The sequence below is a fragment of the Acinetobacter sp. Tol 5 genome (assembly GCF_019702905.1).
GTDB classification, from domain to species: Bacteria; Pseudomonadota; Gammaproteobacteria; order Pseudomonadales; family Moraxellaceae; genus Acinetobacter; species Acinetobacter bereziniae.
Window position 1 is genome coordinate 4,303,336 of record NZ_AP024708.1, and the last position, 16,237, is coordinate 4,319,572.

19 protein-coding genes and 2 tRNA genes are annotated in these 16,237 nt (G+C 38.4%); 10 read left to right on the forward strand and 11 right to left on the reverse strand.

Features of this window, described 5'->3' with window-relative positions; all coding sequences use genetic code 11:
- Window positions 1-23 precede the first annotated feature (23 nt).
- Window positions 24-443, forward strand: coding sequence for a GNAT family acetyltransferase (locus TOL5_RS19950; RefSeq protein WP_004825465.1), 420 nt, complete (start codon window positions 24-26; stop codon window positions 441-443).
- A gap of 134 nt (window positions 444-577) precedes the next feature.
- Here TOL5_RS19950 and TOL5_RS19955 read toward each other — a convergent pair whose 3' ends face one another.
- The 5 genes from TOL5_RS19955 to TOL5_RS19975 all read right to left on the reverse strand — a co-directional run bounded on the left by TOL5_RS19955 (window position 578) and on the right by TOL5_RS19975 (window position 3,869).
- Window positions 578-1,837 (reverse strand): OmpP1/FadL family transporter, encoded by a 1,260-nt coding sequence (locus tag TOL5_RS19955; RefSeq protein ID WP_121774330.1) that lies wholly within the window; start codon window positions 1,835-1,837, stop codon window positions 578-580.
- Window positions 1,838-1,923: 86 nt separating this feature from the next.
- Window positions 1,924-2,685 carry a class I SAM-dependent methyltransferase gene (locus tag TOL5_RS19960; protein ID WP_042089132.1) on the reverse strand — a complete coding sequence of 254 codons (762 nt, stop codon included), beginning with the start codon at window positions 2,683-2,685 and terminating at the stop codon, window positions 1,924-1,926.
- 203 nt (window positions 2,686-2,888) lie between these two features.
- Window positions 2,889-2,964 (reverse strand) — tRNA-Phe (locus tag TOL5_RS19965).
- A gap of 133 nt (window positions 2,965-3,097) precedes the next feature.
- Window positions 3,098-3,173, reverse strand: a tRNA-Phe gene (locus TOL5_RS19970).
- 318 nt (window positions 3,174-3,491) lie between these two features.
- Window positions 3,492-3,869, reverse strand: coding sequence for a GNAT family N-acetyltransferase (locus TOL5_RS19975; RefSeq protein ID WP_005034402.1), 378 nt, complete (start codon window positions 3,867-3,869; stop codon window positions 3,492-3,494).
- 102 nt (window positions 3,870-3,971) lie between these two features.
- Between TOL5_RS19975 and hisB the strand changes: the two genes are divergently transcribed.
- The 4 genes from hisB (at window position 3,972) to TOL5_RS19995 (ending at window position 6,855) form a co-directional block, all read left to right on the forward strand.
- A complete protein-coding gene (gene hisB, locus TOL5_RS19980; protein ID WP_004825477.1) occupies window positions 3,972-4,565 on the forward strand; it encodes an imidazoleglycerol-phosphate dehydratase HisB in 594 nt (197 codons plus the stop codon).
- Window positions 4,565-5,182, forward strand: coding sequence for an imidazole glycerol phosphate synthase subunit HisH (hisH, locus tag TOL5_RS19985; RefSeq protein ID WP_004825479.1), 618 nt, complete (start codon window positions 4,565-4,567; stop codon window positions 5,180-5,182). Before hisB ends, hisH begins: the two co-directional genes overlap by 1 nt.
- A gap of 435 nt (window positions 5,183-5,617) precedes the next feature.
- Window positions 5,618-6,169: a DUF805 domain-containing protein gene (locus TOL5_RS19990; protein WP_121774329.1), complete on the forward strand. Its 552-nt coding sequence runs from the start codon at window positions 5,618-5,620 to the stop codon at window positions 6,167-6,169.
- A gap of 152 nt (window positions 6,170-6,321) precedes the next feature.
- On the forward strand, window positions 6,322-6,855 hold the full coding sequence (locus TOL5_RS19995; protein WP_004825481.1) for a DUF805 domain-containing protein: 534 nt from the start codon (window positions 6,322-6,324) through the stop codon (window positions 6,853-6,855).
- Here TOL5_RS19995 and TOL5_RS20000 read toward each other — a convergent pair.
- Window positions 6,852-7,253 (reverse strand): transcriptional regulator, encoded by a 402-nt coding sequence (locus TOL5_RS20000; protein WP_058968287.1) that lies wholly within the window; start codon window positions 7,251-7,253, stop codon window positions 6,852-6,854. The genes TOL5_RS19995 and TOL5_RS20000 overlap by 4 nt on opposite strands.
- Before the next feature lie 167 nt (window positions 7,254-7,420).
- On the opposite strand from TOL5_RS20000, the gene TOL5_RS20005 reads away from it, so the two are divergent.
- Window positions 7,421-8,083: a 3'-5' exonuclease gene (locus tag TOL5_RS20005; protein ID WP_221260588.1), complete on the forward strand. Its 663-nt coding sequence runs from the start codon at window positions 7,421-7,423 to the stop codon at window positions 8,081-8,083.
- Between the two features lie 75 nt (window positions 8,084-8,158).
- Complete coding sequence (hisA, locus tag TOL5_RS20010) at window positions 8,159-8,890, forward strand: 1-(5-phosphoribosyl)-5-[(5-phosphoribosylamino)methylideneamino]imidazole-4-carboxamide isomerase (RefSeq protein ID WP_121774328.1); 732 nt, start codon at window positions 8,159-8,161, stop codon at window positions 8,888-8,890.
- 67 nt (window positions 8,891-8,957) lie between these two features.
- On the opposite strand, the gene TOL5_RS20015 is transcribed toward hisA, so the two are convergent.
- The gene (locus TOL5_RS20015; protein ID WP_004825489.1) at window positions 8,958-9,251 is read right to left on the reverse strand and encodes an antibiotic biosynthesis monooxygenase family protein; all 294 of its coding nucleotides are present in this window, start codon (window positions 9,249-9,251) and stop codon (window positions 8,958-8,960) included.
- A gap of 155 nt (window positions 9,252-9,406) precedes the next feature.
- Between TOL5_RS20015 and TOL5_RS20020 the strand changes: the two genes are divergently transcribed.
- Window positions 9,407-10,327, forward strand: coding sequence for a DMT family transporter (locus TOL5_RS20020; RefSeq protein WP_121774327.1), 921 nt, complete (start codon window positions 9,407-9,409; stop codon window positions 10,325-10,327).
- 66 nt (window positions 10,328-10,393) lie between these two features.
- On the opposite strand, the gene TOL5_RS20025 is transcribed toward TOL5_RS20020, so the two are convergent.
- Genes TOL5_RS20025 through TOL5_RS20035 form a run of 3 tightly spaced genes read right to left on the reverse strand, consistent with a single transcriptional unit; the run spans window position 10,394 to window position 12,426 of the window.
- Window positions 10,394-10,786 carry a DUF4870 family protein gene (locus TOL5_RS20025; RefSeq protein ID WP_035299960.1) on the reverse strand — a complete coding sequence of 131 codons (393 nt, stop codon included), beginning with the start codon at window positions 10,784-10,786 and terminating at the stop codon, window positions 10,394-10,396.
- Between the two features lie 34 nt (window positions 10,787-10,820).
- Window positions 10,821-11,456: a DUF1294 domain-containing protein gene (locus tag TOL5_RS20030; RefSeq protein ID WP_121774326.1), complete on the reverse strand. Its 636-nt coding sequence runs from the start codon at window positions 11,454-11,456 to the stop codon at window positions 10,821-10,823.
- Window positions 11,457-11,475: 19 nt separating this feature from the next.
- Window positions 11,476-12,426 carry a homoserine kinase gene (locus TOL5_RS20035; protein WP_121774325.1) on the reverse strand — a complete coding sequence of 317 codons (951 nt, stop codon included), beginning with the start codon at window positions 12,424-12,426 and terminating at the stop codon, window positions 11,476-11,478.
- A gap of 114 nt (window positions 12,427-12,540) precedes the next feature.
- Between TOL5_RS20035 and hisF the strand changes: the two genes are divergently transcribed.
- Both hisF and TOL5_RS20045 read left to right on the forward strand, forming a co-directional pair.
- Entirely contained in the window at window positions 12,541-13,299 is a 759-nt protein-coding gene (gene hisF / locus TOL5_RS20040) for an imidazole glycerol phosphate synthase subunit HisF (RefSeq protein ID WP_004825500.1), read from the forward strand.
- Between the two features lie 567 nt (window positions 13,300-13,866).
- On the forward strand, window positions 13,867-14,226 hold the full coding sequence (locus TOL5_RS20045) for a tetratricopeptide repeat protein (RefSeq protein WP_121774324.1): 360 nt from the start codon (window positions 13,867-13,869) through the stop codon (window positions 14,224-14,226).
- Window positions 14,227-14,268: 42 nt separating this feature from the next.
- On the opposite strand, the gene ettA is transcribed toward TOL5_RS20045, so the two are convergent.
- A complete protein-coding gene (gene ettA, locus TOL5_RS20050) occupies window positions 14,269-15,930 on the reverse strand; it encodes an energy-dependent translational throttle protein EttA (protein ID WP_004825504.1) in 1,662 nt (553 codons plus the stop codon).
- Between the last annotated feature and the right edge of the window lie 307 nt (window positions 15,931-16,237).

A 16,237-nucleotide genomic window follows, 5' to 3' on the forward strand; every position in this document is an offset into this window, starting at 1 on the left:
AAAACAAGAGATAAAAGAAAGCTATGTTTATCATTAGGCAGTTTCAGGAAACCGACTTAGATGATGTCATTGCACTTTGGGAGACATGTGATTTAACACGTCCATGGAATAGCCCAGAGATTGATATCTTCCGAAAAGTCGCTCAAAAAGATGGATTATTTTTATTGGCGGTCAAAGATGAACAGCTCATTGCTACCGTGATGGGCGGTTATGACGGACATCGTGGCTGGGTAAATTATCTTGCCGTGCATCCACATGATCAACGTAATGGCGTGGCAACAGCCCTCTTACAACAGCTTGAAAAGCGCTTGGTTGCATTGGGCTGTCCAAAGTTGCAACTGTTGATCCGTAAAGACAATATTGATGTACAAAGTTTTTATGAGCAATTGGGCTATGAAGAGATTGAGGTGGTTTGCTTAGGTAAGCGGCTGATTCAGGATTAAGAACAGCCTCATCAAATTAACCTCATCATGGGTCTAATGCTATCGGTTAAAAGTGAGGCATCATCTACACCGCGTTAAAAGTATTTATTGCAATGCTGTCGAAGTTTCAGAGCTGTACGTAGAGCTATATATACTTAAAACCTATAACCATAAGCAATTCCCAAAATATCCTGACTCATTTTAATTTTAGCCTCACCACCACCAAATGCAGGAGAAATCGGTCCTTTCACCTCATTTTCCAAGGCATGTGTATAGGCAATACTGAGTTCTTGATGAGGATCAATATTCCATGTTGCACCAACACTGAGATGGTCTTGAATGACACCAGGTGCAAGAATATTTAAAAAGACCTCTTGCGCTGGAATGGGCTGATCATTATGGCTATAGCCTGCCCTTAAAAGCAGTCGAGGGTGTGCTTGATAAGATACTCCCAATTTATAGACATTGATGTCTTTCCAACCAAATCCAGGACCCTGTGGAGAACCAAAAAGCTGCCCCTGCTGTAGCTGCCCAACATCAAATGAATGTCCAACAGATTTCACATCTGAATAGTTAATCCGTTGTACATCTGCTGCAATGGTGAATTGAGGGCTTACTTTTAATGCTGCACCCACTGCATAGTTTTCAGGAACATCAAAATCTCCATGTTCAGCAAATAATCCTCGATATTGATCAAAACGATCAGCATTGATTTTTGAAGCATAACTCGCACCTAAAGTTAAGCGATCATTGAAGAATATGCCTGACCAGCCCACTCGTGCTCCTAGACCTGTAGCACTCTGCTTTCCTCGATTACTGAGGTTTGAAGCATCTGAAGAAAATCCAGCAAAACCCTGAATTCCCCTTGCCTCAAAACGTTGATATAAAATATTCGTTGCAACACCCACAGATTGATTTGCAGCATATTTCCAAGATACCGCAGGAGAGACAAAAACTTGCGTTAAATCGACCCCAGCCGTGCCCCTATTGCCAAATGCAGCAAACGGATTATCCTGATAGCCTGTATTCATGCCACCATTGCCATACACTGCTAAACCTAATACCACTTGGTCATTGATTTGATGATTTAAAGCAATTTCTGGCAATACAAAATACGCTCGTCCATTGCCATCATATGAGCCATTCGCATTCGGCAGTTGATTTGCAGTGATGTTTGCAGAACGATCAGGTGAAAAAATACTCGCCCCAATGTCAATACGGTTTCCAACCCAACTTAAACCTGCTGGGTTATTAGCGATGCTGAGTGCATCCTGAAATTGAGCGATCGATACACCTGCATTACCCTGGGCTTTTACACCATAGGCATGCATAAAATAGCCTGTTGTCGCAGAAGAATTCGAGCTAAATAAAACCCCAGCAATTGCCAGCCCCGTAACTTGAGATATAAATTTCATTGAATCATCTTATCTTTAAATAATATATAACCAAGTATATTGTTAGCCATATATCTTGTAATCCAAGATAAAATGAGATCATTATTCTATTTTTTCATAAAACACTTTTTCTTGACTTGTTTCACTCGACCTAGGCGCAAGAATACAGGAAATTCTATTTTTAAATCTTCATATTCACTGCTTAGTTGTTCAGCCAGTTCAAGTAGGGGATGATCTTGATTTTTTTCACAATAATGTTTAATTGCCGACCATGTCGATAAATATTTTAACAGTTGTGCTGCTGACCATTGATACTGCATTTTAAAACTGGCAACGGTTATTTCTTCAAATGGGAATGGAATCGTCTGATATTCTTCGTCAATATAACGGCGCTCAGCATCCCAATAACCGTTTAATTTTTTAAAATATACATCCTGAATCATGGAATGAACGACTTTATTCTCAACTTGAATTAAACCATATCCGATGACAGCAAGGATTCCCTGCGGTTTAAGTGTTCTTTGAACCTCTTTATAAAACCCGTCAAAATCAAACCAATGAATTGCCTGCGCTACAGAAATTAAATCAAAACTGTGAGCTGCAAATGAGGTGTGTTCAGCCGATTGAACCTGATAGCTAACATTATCAAAATAAGGTGCAAGCTGTAGTTGTTTTTCGCTCAAATCGGTGGCAACAATATGATCAAAATAAGGAGTCAGTAGTTGAGTGAATTGTCCTGAACCTGCACCACAATCCCATGCAAAGCTACGCTCAGGAACATGATTTAATATTTCCTGAACCACATCCTGTGGATAACTGGGTCGTGCTTGTTGATAAAGCGCACTGCCTGATGAAAATAAATCTTTCATTGTTTTTTATAACAATCTATTCGTTTTATAAAAATTTATTCTACGTCATTTCCACATCAGCTCAAGGCATTTTGTAAGACAATTAAAAATCATTCCTCTGCACCGTATTTTAATCGGTTTATTTTCTAGAACGCTCACAATGACATTGAACGCTAAAAATAGGCAATAAAAAACCCCAAACAATGTTTGGGGTTTTTCAAATATGGTGGCGAGACCCAGGATCGAACTGGGGACACACGGATTTTCAATCCGTTGCTCTACCTACTGAGCTATCACGCCGATGCGGTGTATTAAGCCGTATCTGTATTCAATAGTCAATAAAAATCATGACTTTTTTATTCAAGCGAATATTTTTTACCCAAAAAAAATCCCTGATGGGATCAGGGATTGAAATCTTAAAGATTTTTAAATATGGTGGCGAGACCCAGGATCGAACTGGGGACACACGGATTTTCAATCCGTTGCTCTACCTACTGAGCTATCACGCCGATGGGGCGTATTAAACAATTTAATCCATAAGCCGTCAAGTATAGAAAGCATTAAAATCATTCAACAGTCTATTTTTACAACAAAATCAGCCTATTTACGCGCTAATGGATGCTTTTTCACACATATTTGAGTCATACATTGTTTGAATGATCTCGATTAGCATAACCAATTTGCGCATATTCCGTTTTTGAATCTGTTCAAAATGCACTTAAAACTAACCATTTCACCATCCCTTGTTCTTGAGCAACTTGTTTTTGAGCAAAGCAAGCAAAAGCAATGACTCAAGCTACTTTAGGCATTCAGAAAACTCAAATCGCTTAGATTTTACCGAGATGCGCTAAACAACGATGTATTGCACCGCAACCTGGCTCAAAGTTCTTTACACCCTTTTCTTCTTCAATTCGGCAAACTTCTTCAACCAAACGTTCAGCAACCCCTCGCCCTCGATTGGCTGGATGTACCACAATATTTTCTAAAGTTCTGCTTTCACCTTGTCCAGTACACCATAATGCCCCAATAATCTTTGTATTAAATTCTGCGACATAAAGTAGGGTATAATGAGCCAAGTTTTGCTCAAGTTGTTCTATGGCGTCATGACCATCCCCAAATTCGGGACTGGTGTCATATAATCGCTCAAGCTGATCGCGAACTTCTTCATTTTCTAGTGAAGTTTTAGCATGTACGGTAATAGGCATTGATTAACCCTCCTGAGCAATCTAATATGCTGTCACTTTCGTCACAGCGAAACATCTTTACATCAAACTTTTAATTTTTGACGTTTTTTGAGGAACGTGTCTATGGCGCAACGTATCAGTGAAGTGGTAAGAAACACCAACGAAACTAAAATTCGAGTTCGTGTGAATCTTGACGGTACTGGTCAAGGCACGCTCAATACAGGTGTTCCCTTTTTAGACCATATGATTGATCAAATCAAGCGTCATGGTTTATTTGATATTGATATTCATTGTGATGGCGACTTGGAAATCGATGATCACCACACCGTAGAAGATTGTGGGATTACGCTAGGACAAGCTTTTGCACAAGCGCTTGGCGATAAAAAAGGCTTAAAACGTTATGGTCATTTTTATGCACCACTTGATGAGTCTTTAAGCCGTGTCGTTGTTGATCTATCAGGTCGCCCAGGATTGTGGATGGATATTCCATTTACTCGTGCGCGAATTGGTAGCTTCGATGTCGATTTATTCTCAGAATTTTTCCAAGGCTTTGTTAATCATGCCTTAATGACCCTGCATATCGACAACTTAAAAGGTAAAAATAGCCATCACCAGATCGAAAGTGTGTTCAAAGCGTTTGCTCGCGCACTACGTATGGCATGTGAAGTTGATCCTCGCGCTGAAAATACTGTTGCTTCTACCAAAGGAACCTTGTAATGACCCGTATTGCCCTTCTTGATTATGGCATGGGAAACCTTCATTCAGCAGCTAAAGCACTCGAACACGTCGGTGCAACTGTAGATGTGACCAATGATCCAAAGCTGATTGCTCAAGCAGATAAAATTGTATTTCCAGGTGTGGGAGCAATGCGTGACTGCATTCAAGGCATGCATGAAGCAGGAATCGATGAAGTTGTACGTCAAGCTGCCTTCAATAAACCTGTGCTGGCAATATGTGTCGGTATGCAGGCTTTACTTGAGTCATCTGAAGAAAATGGTGGCACTCAAGCGCTGGGTATTTTTGATGGCATGGTCAAACATTTTCCAGATATGGAGGGATTAAAAGTTCCTCACATGGGCTGGAACCAAGTCCACCAAGCTGATCCTAGCCATCCAATGTGGAAAAATATCGAACAAGATGCACGCTTCTATTTCGTGCATAGCTATTATGTTGAACCTAAAGATTCAACACTGATTGCAGCAACATGTGATTATGGTTTGCAGTTCTGTACCGCAATTCATAAAGAAAATCTATTTGCTACACAATTCCATCCAGAAAAGAGCCATACAGCAGGTTTGCAATTGCTGAAAAACTTTGTGGAATGGAATATTTAATTTATTTAAATTAACGTGAGTTCGATGCAATCATACATTTAACTTACTAAAAAAAATAAAACTCTGCGGAGTCTTGCTGAGTTTTCACCCAATTACAGGATCAGCCTGCGGCTAGCCCTACTTTTCTTTCGGGAAAAGTAGGCAAAACCATTGTCACCCGCAAAACTCGTCAGCTACCAGCAACATATTTAAGCAGTCGCAGAAACAATACATTATAGAAGTAATCCTGCCTCAAACAGTTGCGGATGACGTTTCCGAGTATCATGTTTTATCAAGATTTTTATATCGATCTCAGCTTAAATTACACTGTTTTTTTACTCATACTTTATTTTTTCTTATCAATTCATTATGCTTCATCAAAATTGAATAAAAAATCATCAATTCTTTTTTTTAAACAGTTTTTTAAAAATATCATAATTTATATAGGAATATAAAATGTCTTCTAATTTCCAAAGCCATGATTCAGGTTTAAATGCAAATGGTCGCTTCGGACGATTATCATATTTAGGTTGGAATATGTTAACCTTTCTAATCACTATAATTGCTGCTGTTTTATTTAGTATTATATGTGCTATTGTAGCGCCAAATTTCTTATCAACAGCAACTATTAATGGAAATTTATCCATTTCATTATTATTTATTGTTGGAATTTTTTATATTGTATTAATTTACTTTTCATTTATATTTTCGATACGCCGCTTACATGATCGTAATCATAGTGGTTGGCTATCTTTACTTATTCTCGTACCCTTTCTAAATCTCTTTTTTATACTTTATTTAATTTTCGCCCCAGGTAATCCAGGCTCAAACAATTATGGTGCTCCACACATCACTAAAACTTGGGAAAAAGTATTGGGTTGGATGTATTTCCTTATTTTTCCACTAGGAATTTTAGCAGCAATTGCTATTCCCGCTTATCAAAACTATGTTGATCGTGCTCAACATCAACAAATTGAACTACATAGTCAGCACACTCAATCTGAATAAAAGATTTCTGTAATAGTTATCATCTTGGATTCACCATATTAAACTATGATGATTCCAAGACTTGTTGTGAGCAATAAACTTTACGTTTCTTTTTTTAAATCACTCAAATTTAAAAATAAAACTTTAACACTTATTGATTCAATGGCTTATAGATGAAAAACAACACGCTCATCAATGATGCACTACTTCATCCCAATGGACGTTTTGGGCGTTTATCACTCATTGCATGGTTAACCATTCTCACCCTTATTTTATGCTCCCTAAATCTTTATATCTCATTACAGATGTTGAATACCGACGAAGATTTTAAGCAAATTGAACCTTTGGCTTTGTTTTTATGGGCGACCTTACACATCTCATGTATCTATACATTTTTTATACTCATCATTCGTAGACTGCATGATCTTAATCGTTCTGGTTGGTGGAGTGTGTTGATTTTGATCCCGATTGTACAGGTGCTTTTTTTGTTTTTAATCTTTGTCACACCTGGCTCTTTTCATGATAATCAATACGGTAGCAGTAGATTAACACCTATTTGGGAAAAAACCGTTGCACTGATCTCAATCATTTTCACCCCCATCTTAACCATCGTGGTCATCTATATTTTGGCGATCTCTCCCCCACCGAAAACTGATCCGCAAATCGAATTTGAAGGATCTCATCACGTGATGCAACCATCACGTTAATCTTTGGTAACAAAGCCACCTTCTAACGGTTCAACATTGATTTTAATCTCTGCTTTTAAGTTTAAAGCGGCATAACGATCTTTAATCTCATTGATTAACTGCTCCATGGTGACATGGCTTAAATCCAGTTCAGATTCAGCATATGCCTTACTCACAAGTTCCGTTTTGTCTTGCTGTTTAGCTTCCATATTCCAACGTTCAGTCATACCCACTAAACGTGCCAATTCAATTAAACTTTGTGCGCTTGAAGGTGTTGAATTATGTAGCCATTTACTCATTGTGCCTTTTGACGTTTCCAGTACATTGACAATATCACTGGCCTTTATATTTTTATCTTGAATCAATTGCTTTAAACGTTTTGCACCTTCGATAAAAAGATCATCCTCTTTTTCTACCATCTGCTTGATTCCTGTAATTTCATCTCACAAAACTATCATCTTTTATTCAAAGTTTGTTATAACACAATATCGTTAAATTTTTTTATGCCTTACCTGCTCAATTTTAGTCGACAAAGCAAGTAATTTATGAAATTTCAGCTACCCCTGAAAACTGAGAGCTAAAATTTGTGAATGATCAAAGCCAACAACTCCCAAGCAAGGAACAAATTCTAAGCTTTCCACGTTTTGAAAATTTGCCTTTAAATAAAATTGTGGTGATTAATACGCTGGAACAGTGTCATGAAATTTCAGAAGAATTAGCAAAAGCGACTTTACTCGGCTTTGATACAGAGTCAAAGCCAACTTTTACAAAAGGTGAAGTTCAGACAGGACCTCATTTGATTCAACTTGCCACTGCGGAGAAAGCTTATTTATTTCAGGTTTCGCCTGAAATTCTAAACTTTTTAAAACCCTTTTTAGAAAACACAAATCAACTCAAAGTGGGCTTTGGTCTAAAAAATGACTTACATTTATTTCGTAAAAAAGGGGTAGAACTACATCGTGTGATTGAGCTTTCCAAACTTTTCTCAAGCTTCGGAATGACCAGTCCATTAGGCATTAAAAATGCGATGGCGCTCCTATTTCAGGTTCATTTTCCTAAAAGTAAATCAATAAGTACCTCGAACTGGGCGAAAAAAAATCTGACCATTCCTCAAATTCAGTACGCCGCAGCAGATGCTTATGCGCCAGTTCTTATTTTTAAGGCACTTCTCGATTTAAATTTAATTCCAGTTAATATCATCAAAATCACGACTGAATTGGGGATCAATGAAAATAAAAGCCCCAACTGACACTTAGAAATTGATCAAGTTTTTGCTAAGATGAACGCCAATGAATTTCTATGAGAATAGGCAAGGAGCGAAAGCATGCTGATCATCCCTGCAATAGACCTGAAAGATGGTAAATGTGTACGTTTAAAACAAGGTCGTATGGAAGACGATACTGTATTTTCTGATGATCCAGTTGCAACGGCACAACATTGGGTAAATGAAGGTGCACGCCGTTTACATCTGGTTGATTTAAATGGTGCTTTCGCTGGTACACCAATCCATAAACCTGTGGTTGAAGCAATTGCCAAAGCGCAACCTGAACTACCGATTCAAATTGGTGGTGGTATCCGCTCTTTAGAGACGATTGAGCATTACCTAGATGCAGGTGTGTCTTTTGTGATCATTGGAACCAAAGCCGTTCAAAACCCTGAATTTGTCGAAGAAGCATGTCAAAAATTTGCAGGTCATATCATCGTCGGTATTGATGCAATGAACGGTATGGTTGCTACAGATGGCTGGGCAAATGTGACTAATGTAAAAGCGACTGATCTTGCAAAACGTTTTGCTGATGCAGGTGTATCAAGCATTGTTTATACAGACATCGCACGTGATGGCATGATGCAAGGTGTCAATGTTGAGCAGACTGTTAATCTTGCACAATATTCAGGTCTTCCTGTCATCGCATCAGGTGGTGTTACTAACTTAGATGATGTACGCAACTTAAAAGGTCAACCAGGTATTTTAGGTGCAATTACTGGACGAGCAATCTATGAAGGCACGCTCAATCTACGTGAAGCTCAATTATTGTTGGATGACCAAGCATTCTAACTTCAGTTAATTTGTAGAAAGAGAACCGTAAGGTTCTCTTTTTTATTCCTTCAATCACAACAAAAATCTAAACTAATGTATTTTCAAAATGCTGCATTTCTATTTTTTGTGCCAAAAAGGGTTTTAAAGCCTTAAACCAATGTTTAAATTCTTCTGTTTTCATAAAAACATCTGTGTGTGCTTTTAAATCAGTCCAGTGAATTTGTAGAATATATTGTTGATTATTCTCTATTCCACGAATCAATTTAAATTTTTCACACCCTTGTGCATTTCTAAAAATGTCGGATAATTCATAAAATTTCTTTTCGAAAGCCGATTGCTGACCCTCAATAATATGAAATAAAGCTTGTTCAATGACCATGGCTTATTTCTCTTTAGCATATTTTAATAGTTAAAGTATAACGCTTTCAGGTGACAATTTAATGATCGCCTCTCATTTATTACCAAACTTAACATCAGCATAATTCTGTGCTTTCGCGTAAAATAGCGATGCTTTCTTTTGCCCTCTTGTTCTTTATGTCATCCTCTCCCTTTGCTTTATTTTTAAAATCGAAAATACCTCAGATTGCCCTGATCATCATGACTATGATTTGGGGAGGTACTTTTGTCGTTGTGCATCATGCCTTGAATTATAGTTCTCCAATGTTCTTCGTAGGTTGCCGATTTGCAGCGGCAAGCATCGCTGTCGGATTATTGTCATATAAATATCTCAGAGGCATTCATCTAAAAGAAATTATTGCTGGGGCACTGATTGGCAGCATGATTGCTGGAGGTTATGGCTCACAAACCGTAGGAATGCAAACCATCAGTAGTAGTGAGTCTGCATTTTTAACGGCGTTGTATGTCCCTTTGGTACCCATCTTAATTTGGCTGATTTTTCGTAAAAGACCTCACGTGATGACATGGTTAGGTTTTTTGCTAGCATTTATCGGGTTAATTTTCTTAACAGGCAATGGCTTCAACCAAATCAATCTCAATACAGGGCAAATTGTAACCCTACTCGGTTCTTTTGCGATTGCAATGGAAATTATTTTGATTGGTTACTTTGCAGGGAAAGTGAACATTCAGCGAGTGACTGTCATTCAGTTGGCTTTTGCCTCAGTGTTATCTTTTGCATCAATGCCCTTTGTTGGAGAACATCATATCCCCGCCTTTTCGTGGGAACTCCTTATACTGGCAGTAGGATTAGGCTTGACCAGTTCTATATTGCAACTGACCATGAACTGGGCACAACGTTCAGTTGATCCATCTCAAGCAGCAGTGATCTATGCTGGCGAACCTGTATGGGCAGCATTATTTGGCAGAATTGCAGGTGAACGCCTTCCCTTAGTTGCACTTTTTGGTGGATTACTTGTGGTTTTGGGCGTTATCGTCAGCGAATGGAGACCTCGATTTTTAAACAGAAAACAACATCAAAAAAGTACTCACACCATATAAAAAAAACAGCGTTTCAGGGTAAGCGCTGCTTTTTACTTCAGTCATTCTTTCAATTTTTAGTCAGGTTTATAGCGGTAAAGCTTGATCATCATTCAAAACGATAATCCCTCGAATCGCTCGATAAACAATCCATATCCAAGAAAGAAATAAAGTCACACCACAAAACACTGTAGCGCTGAGTGCTACACCTGCAAATGCGTTGACATTATCCATAGTGAAAAAGAGAAAAAGAAATGGAATAAATGCAACGATGGTCCAGATCAAGTACCACCAAAATGTTCTGATTTGCCACTTAAAATGGCTTTCAAAAATCGTACCTCGAACAGAATCTAATTTTACGTAATTAATAATCAATGCAACAATTGCTAGAATTCCAGCGGAGAAAATCGCAATAATGTAAAGAATGTATAAGATTAAGGTGAGAGATTTACTATTGTTTGAATCGACATAATTACTCATCGCAAGCCCTTTTTTAAAACTTGGCGAATTCACATCAAATGTGGAATACATTTAAAGGTGAAATTAACCATAAAATCAATAAAATATTAAAGACTATGGTACAGAAATAGATCTTTCGAAAAGGTTGTTTTTGTGTTTTATGTCGTAAGCGTTGTTGTGCCAACCATGCAGCGGGCCAGCCGCCTAAAAAGGCTAAAATATGTAAGGTATTTTCAGGCACCCGACGCTGATTGATTTGTGCAGCTTCTTTGTCCTGTGCATAGAACCAATAAGTCATGACATTGATAATACTGACAAAAAGCAGAATCATACCATTTAATAAACCACTTATACTTAAGATTGCCAAAGCCACTATATAAACGATACATATGATTTGCATCGGCTGTAATGAGGAGGCTTTTTGGGCATTCAGTTTATTCTGACTGGTTCGATTTGTTTTGGCATGAACAGTTTGAGTTGCTTTCAAATAAGTCACTTGCTTGGCTTTATAACGTCCTTGTCCATCTAACTGCACCACATATTCAAGTGCACAGCCCACTATCGGACGTGGACCTTTTTGCGCAAAGTCTTTGATATGCAGGAATACACGCTCTTTTAGTCTATCATTGGGTTGAATAAAGCCATAGCCTTTGTCATCAAACCACTCAACTAACCGACCTTGATCACGCATTTTTTATCCCACACATTTATTAAGCTGTTACAAATTTCAATCTTTCAATCAACATATTACGCATTTCTTGTGGATTTTTCTGCAAGATATCATCCCCTGTTCGAGCTGATTCAGCATTGATTTGAGCAATCTGCAAACGCATCATCCAAAAGCGTCCTGCCGCCATTGCCAAATATAATTCTAGACATGCCTTTTCATCTTCAGTCAGTGGACGAACTGAACTATAAGCATTTAAAAATGCCATTGCCTTGGCTTCATTTAAAGTAACTTCAGGATATTCTGTACAAAAATCATTTAATGTAATGGCAATATCAAACAACAATTCATCTTGATTCATTTCATAAAAATCAAGGATTCCTTTGAGGTTGTCCCCTTCAAACAGCGTATTGTCGCGAAACAAGTCAGCATGAATCCAACCTTTAGGTCTATTTGGATACATCTGTGTTAATGCTTGATACAATCCCAAGAGATTATCAAGTAGCGCTTTATCGGCTGGACTTAAAGTCGGTTTGATTTGTTTCGCCACATTGTACCAATAGTCATGATCGCGGGCGATTTTGCGCTGTAGTGGAAAATCTTTTAATGCGATATGCATCTTTGCCTGAGCCATCGCAATCTGCTCAACTTGAGCAATGCTTGATGGCATAGGATGTTTGCCGATCATACGTGGTGCAATCTGCGCAGGTTTATCCTTCAACGTATGAATATATTGACCTTCATATTTGAGAGGTACAGGGACAGCCAGCCCATATTCGCCTAAATGCTCTAACACAGGAATTAACTCACCTGCCGCTTGCGCATCCATATTTTCAAATAAGGTTAAAACAAACTGTGTTCCATCACGACAAATGATAAAATAGTTGGTATTTTGGATACCGCCTTGAATTGGGTTCAGCTCAACCACCTCTAATCCATAAGGTGCTGCAAAGACCTGAACTTCTTGTAAACTCAAAGTGGTATAAACCGACATAGAAAACCTGCGAAAAAACTTACATAAGTTTGATAGAATAACCGCTTCGGCTATTGTGGTGCTATAGCTAAGTCACGAAGTTTCATCATCGACTGTTATTTTTTGGAAAAAATTATGCTCGCTAAACGTATTATTCCTTGCCTAGACGTAGATAATGGTCGTGTGGTGAAAGGTGTTCAATTTCTTGATATTCGTGACGCAGGTGATCCTGTAGAAGTAGCTCGACGATATAATGAACAAGGTGCCGATGAAATTACTTTTTTAGACATCACTGCAACCTCCAATGGTCGTGATACGACTTATCGCACTGTAGAACGTATGGCGGAAAGTGTATTTGTCCCTTTAACTGTCGGTGGCGGTGTGCGTAAAGTTGAAGATATTCGCCTATTGTTAAATGCAGGCGCTGATAAAGTCAGTATTAACTCCGCTGCCGTGTTTAACCCTGAGTTTGTACAAGAAGCGTCTCAGCGCTTTGGCGCACAATGCATTGTCGTTGCGATTGATGCCAAAAAAACTGCAGAAAATAAGTGGGAAATTTTCACTCATGGTGGACGTAAACCTACAGGGATTGATGCCATTGAATGGGCAGTAAAAATGGCGGAATACGGTGCAGGTGAACTATTGGTTACGTCTATGGATGCTGATGGAACCAAAGCCGGTTATGACATTGGTCTCATGCGCCAAATCAATGATCGTGTCACCATTCCAACGATTGCTTCTGGTGGCGTAGGTAATTTACAACACCTAGCAGATGGTATTTTAAAAGGTGGAGCAGATGCGGTATTGGCAGCTTCAATCTTCCATTTTGGTCAATATACGATTCCTGAAGCAAAACAATATCTCGCAGAACAAGGGATTGAAATGCGTCTTTGATGAATAACGTTTTATCTAGATTAAAAACTATATAAATAATCTCATACTTCAATCAACATACTGCATCATGCTGAAAACGCCTTCTTCCACTGGGAGAAGGTTGTATTGAGCGCTTATTTTATTTCGAATGCTCTATTGAATAAGAAAATGAAAGCATTCTAAAGTGATGAGTTATTCATGGTTTTATATCACCATTATTAAGTCTAAATTAAAACAACATAAAGAAATCAATTAATAATATTTATTTTCAAATAAAATTTTACAATTTATTTGTCATGATTTTTAAATACAGAATTCACACAGTAATGATAAAATAAATGAAAACTATCACATTTCCATTTTTAATATCAGCGTCTTAAAATAAGCCCATCCTTCAATATAAATCAGGGAATTAACCCTATTTACTAAAACTCCTATATTTTTCCAGTATTTTTACTATGAAAAAAAATCATGAACCTAAGGTATTTCATATTCTTTTTATTTCATTTAATCTTGATTGAAATAAGCCTTAAATTTTGTAGTTGATGATGGAGTTAATAAAAATAAATAAGGAGGATTAATCAGCTCATGACTTATTCATACGATTATACACATCGGCATGTCTTATTTGGGATGTCTGAGTCAATGCATATTTATCATCGTGCAACCAGTTATGAACATCTCGCCCTGAATAATCACTATAGCGTGCATTATGATTTACATCGTCATGACCGCGTTTATACCTATCAGCGCAATGCGATTTGGTATTTTTTACATGCCGCATTGAAAGGTTATAGTAAAGCACAATATAAACTCGGAATGATTTATCTACAGGGTCAACTGGGACTGTCTCCTGATCAATATAAAGCCAGAAAATGGTTGTTACTTGCAGCCAATCAAGGGCATATCGAAGCGCAAAATCAACTTCACCATGCTTACCTGCAATAAAAAACCAGCTCGAAAGCTGGTTTTTTACAGTAAAATCAGTGTTTAGCCACCAATTTTTTTGTATTTAGTACGCTTCTGCACAGCTGCATCACCTAAGCGAGCCAAGCGATACGCTTCGTATTCGGCATAGTTACCTTCGTAGAACTCTGGCTGTTCATTTTCAAATGACAAGATATGCGTTGCAATACGGTCGAGGAACCAACGGTCATGCGATACCACCATCACTGTACCTGGGAAGACTAAAATCGCATCTTCTAGCGCACGTAAAGTCTCGATATCCAAATCGTTTGATGGCTCATCCAGTAAGATCACGTTTGCGCCCATTTGAAGAATCTTAGCAAGTTGTAAACGGTTACGTTCACCACCAGATAATTCTCCAACACGTTTTTGCTGATCTTGACCTTTAAAGTTAAAGCGACCGATATAGGCACGAGAAGCAATCTCATATTCACCGATTCTTAAGATATCTAAACCGCCAGAAACTTCTTCCCAAACTGTTTTATTGTTGTCTAAGGTGTCACGAATCTGACCAACATAGGCGACTTTAACAGACTCACCCAGTGTCACAGTACCTGTATCAGGTTGCTGCTCACCTGTCATCATACGGAATAAGGTGGTTTTACCTGCCCCGTTTGGACCCACAATACCCACAATCGCTGTAGGCGGCACAGTAAAGGTTAGATTTTCGTACAATAAACGACCATCAAAAGATTTACTGATGCCTTCAACTTCAACCACTTTATTCCCTAGACGTGGACCAGGTGGAATATAAATCTCTGAAGTTTCATTACGTTGTTGGAACTCACGCGAGTTAAGCTCTTCAAAACGCTCCATACGTGCTTTATTTTTCTTTTGTTGACCTTTGGCATTTGAACGAACCCATTCAAGTTCTTTTTTCAATGCTTTAGCAAAAGATTCTTCTTGCTTCTGTTCTTGCTCTAAACGGGCATTTTTTTGCTCTAACCAAGACGAATAGTTACCTTGGTATGGAATACCATGCCCACGGTCAAGCTCAAGAATCCACTCTGCCACGTTATCCAAGAAATAACGGTCATGGGTAATCGCCACGATTGTACCAGCAAAGTCTTTCAAGAAACGCTCTAACCAAGATACAGACTCTGCATCCAAGTGGTTCGTCGGTTCGTCCAGCAATAACATATCTGGCTTAGACAGCAATAAACGGCATAGTGCAACACGACGACGCTCACCACCTGAAAGCAAAGTTACATCTGCATCCCAAGCAGGAAGATTTAATGCAGCGGCTGCCTGATCCATTTGATTGGTCAGGTTATGGGCATCCCAAGAATGAATGATTGCTTCTAATTTCTCTTGCTCTTTTGCAAGTGCGTCAAAATCGGCATCTTCTGCTGCGTATTCAGCAAAAACCTCATCTAAGCGTGCCAAGGCATCCAATGGCTCACGTAAACCATCTTCAACGTTACCACGGACATCTTTATTTGGATCTAATGGTGGTTCTTGCTCTAGATAACCGATTTTAATACCTGGTTGTGCACGAGCTTCACCTGAGAAATCTTTATCTACGCCAGCCATAATACGGAGCAAAGTAGATTTACCAGCACCGTTTAAACCAAGCACACCAATTTTGGCACCTGGGAAAAATGATAAAGAGATGTCTTTTAAGATTTCGCGTTTAGGCGGAACCATCTTCGACACACGGTTCATCGTGTAAATATATTGGGCCACGTAGGACTCCTCTATAATGAATAAAAATTCGCAAAATGCGAATAGGCTTTACTCGAATGTCATCTGTAGCGACTTGATCAACAAAAACATGGTTTTGTTTATATCCACTTGCAACTCAAATTCACTCAGTCTGCGCGATAAAACTCAAAAACATGTTTACGGTTTTCTTCGTTTCACAGCATTCATTGTTTGTTTTAACTTACAAGGCAACCCACAGATGAAATGCGGACAAATCCTTAAATAAATGCTGTTAATTATACGCTGAATTTATCTATTTTTGTTCAGATTTGTCCAATTAGATGGAGAT

Excerpts from the sequence above, each read along its gene's own strand:
- TOL5_RS19950 (WP_004825465.1), top strand. The coding sequence starts at position 24 with ATGTTTATCATTAGGCAGTTTCAGGAAACCGACTTAGATGATGTCATT.
- TOL5_RS19955 (WP_121774330.1), bottom strand. The coding sequence starts at position 1,837 with ATGAAATTTATATCTCAAGTTACGGGGCTGGCAATTGCTGGGGTTTTA.
- TOL5_RS19960 (WP_042089132.1), bottom strand. The coding sequence starts at position 2,685 with ATGAAAGATTTATTTTCATCAGGCAGTGCGCTTTATCAACAAGCACGA.
- TOL5_RS19975 (WP_005034402.1), bottom strand. The coding sequence starts at position 3,869 with ATGCCTATTACCGTACATGCTAAAACTTCACTAGAAAATGAAGAAGTT.
- hisB (WP_004825477.1), top strand. The coding sequence starts at position 3,972 with ATGGCGCAACGTATCAGTGAAGTGGTAAGAAACACCAACGAAACTAAA.
- hisH (WP_004825479.1), top strand. The coding sequence starts at position 4,565 with ATGACCCGTATTGCCCTTCTTGATTATGGCATGGGAAACCTTCATTCA.
- TOL5_RS19990 (WP_121774329.1), top strand. The coding sequence starts at position 5,618 with ATGTCTTCTAATTTCCAAAGCCATGATTCAGGTTTAAATGCAAATGGT.
- TOL5_RS19995 (WP_004825481.1), top strand. The coding sequence starts at position 6,322 with ATGAAAAACAACACGCTCATCAATGATGCACTACTTCATCCCAATGGA.
- TOL5_RS20000 (WP_058968287.1), bottom strand. The coding sequence starts at position 7,253 with ATGGTAGAAAAAGAGGATGATCTTTTTATCGAAGGTGCAAAACGTTTA.
- hisA (WP_121774328.1), top strand. The coding sequence starts at position 8,159 with ATGCTGATCATCCCTGCAATAGACCTGAAAGATGGTAAATGTGTACGT.
- TOL5_RS20015 (WP_004825489.1), bottom strand. The coding sequence starts at position 9,251 with ATGGTCATTGAACAAGCTTTATTTCATATTATTGAGGGTCAGCAATCG.
- TOL5_RS20020 (WP_121774327.1), top strand. The coding sequence starts at position 9,407 with ATGTCATCCTCTCCCTTTGCTTTATTTTTAAAATCGAAAATACCTCAG.
- TOL5_RS20025 (WP_035299960.1), bottom strand. The coding sequence starts at position 10,786 with ATGAGTAATTATGTCGATTCAAACAATAGTAAATCTCTCACCTTAATC.
- TOL5_RS20030 (WP_121774326.1), bottom strand. The coding sequence starts at position 11,456 with ATGCGTGATCAAGGTCGGTTAGTTGAGTGGTTTGATGACAAAGGCTAT.
- TOL5_RS20035 (WP_121774325.1), bottom strand. The coding sequence starts at position 12,426 with ATGTCGGTTTATACCACTTTGAGTTTACAAGAAGTTCAGGTCTTTGCA.
- hisF (WP_004825500.1), top strand. The coding sequence starts at position 12,541 with ATGCTCGCTAAACGTATTATTCCTTGCCTAGACGTAGATAATGGTCGT.
- TOL5_RS20045 (WP_121774324.1), top strand. The coding sequence starts at position 13,867 with ATGACTTATTCATACGATTATACACATCGGCATGTCTTATTTGGGATG.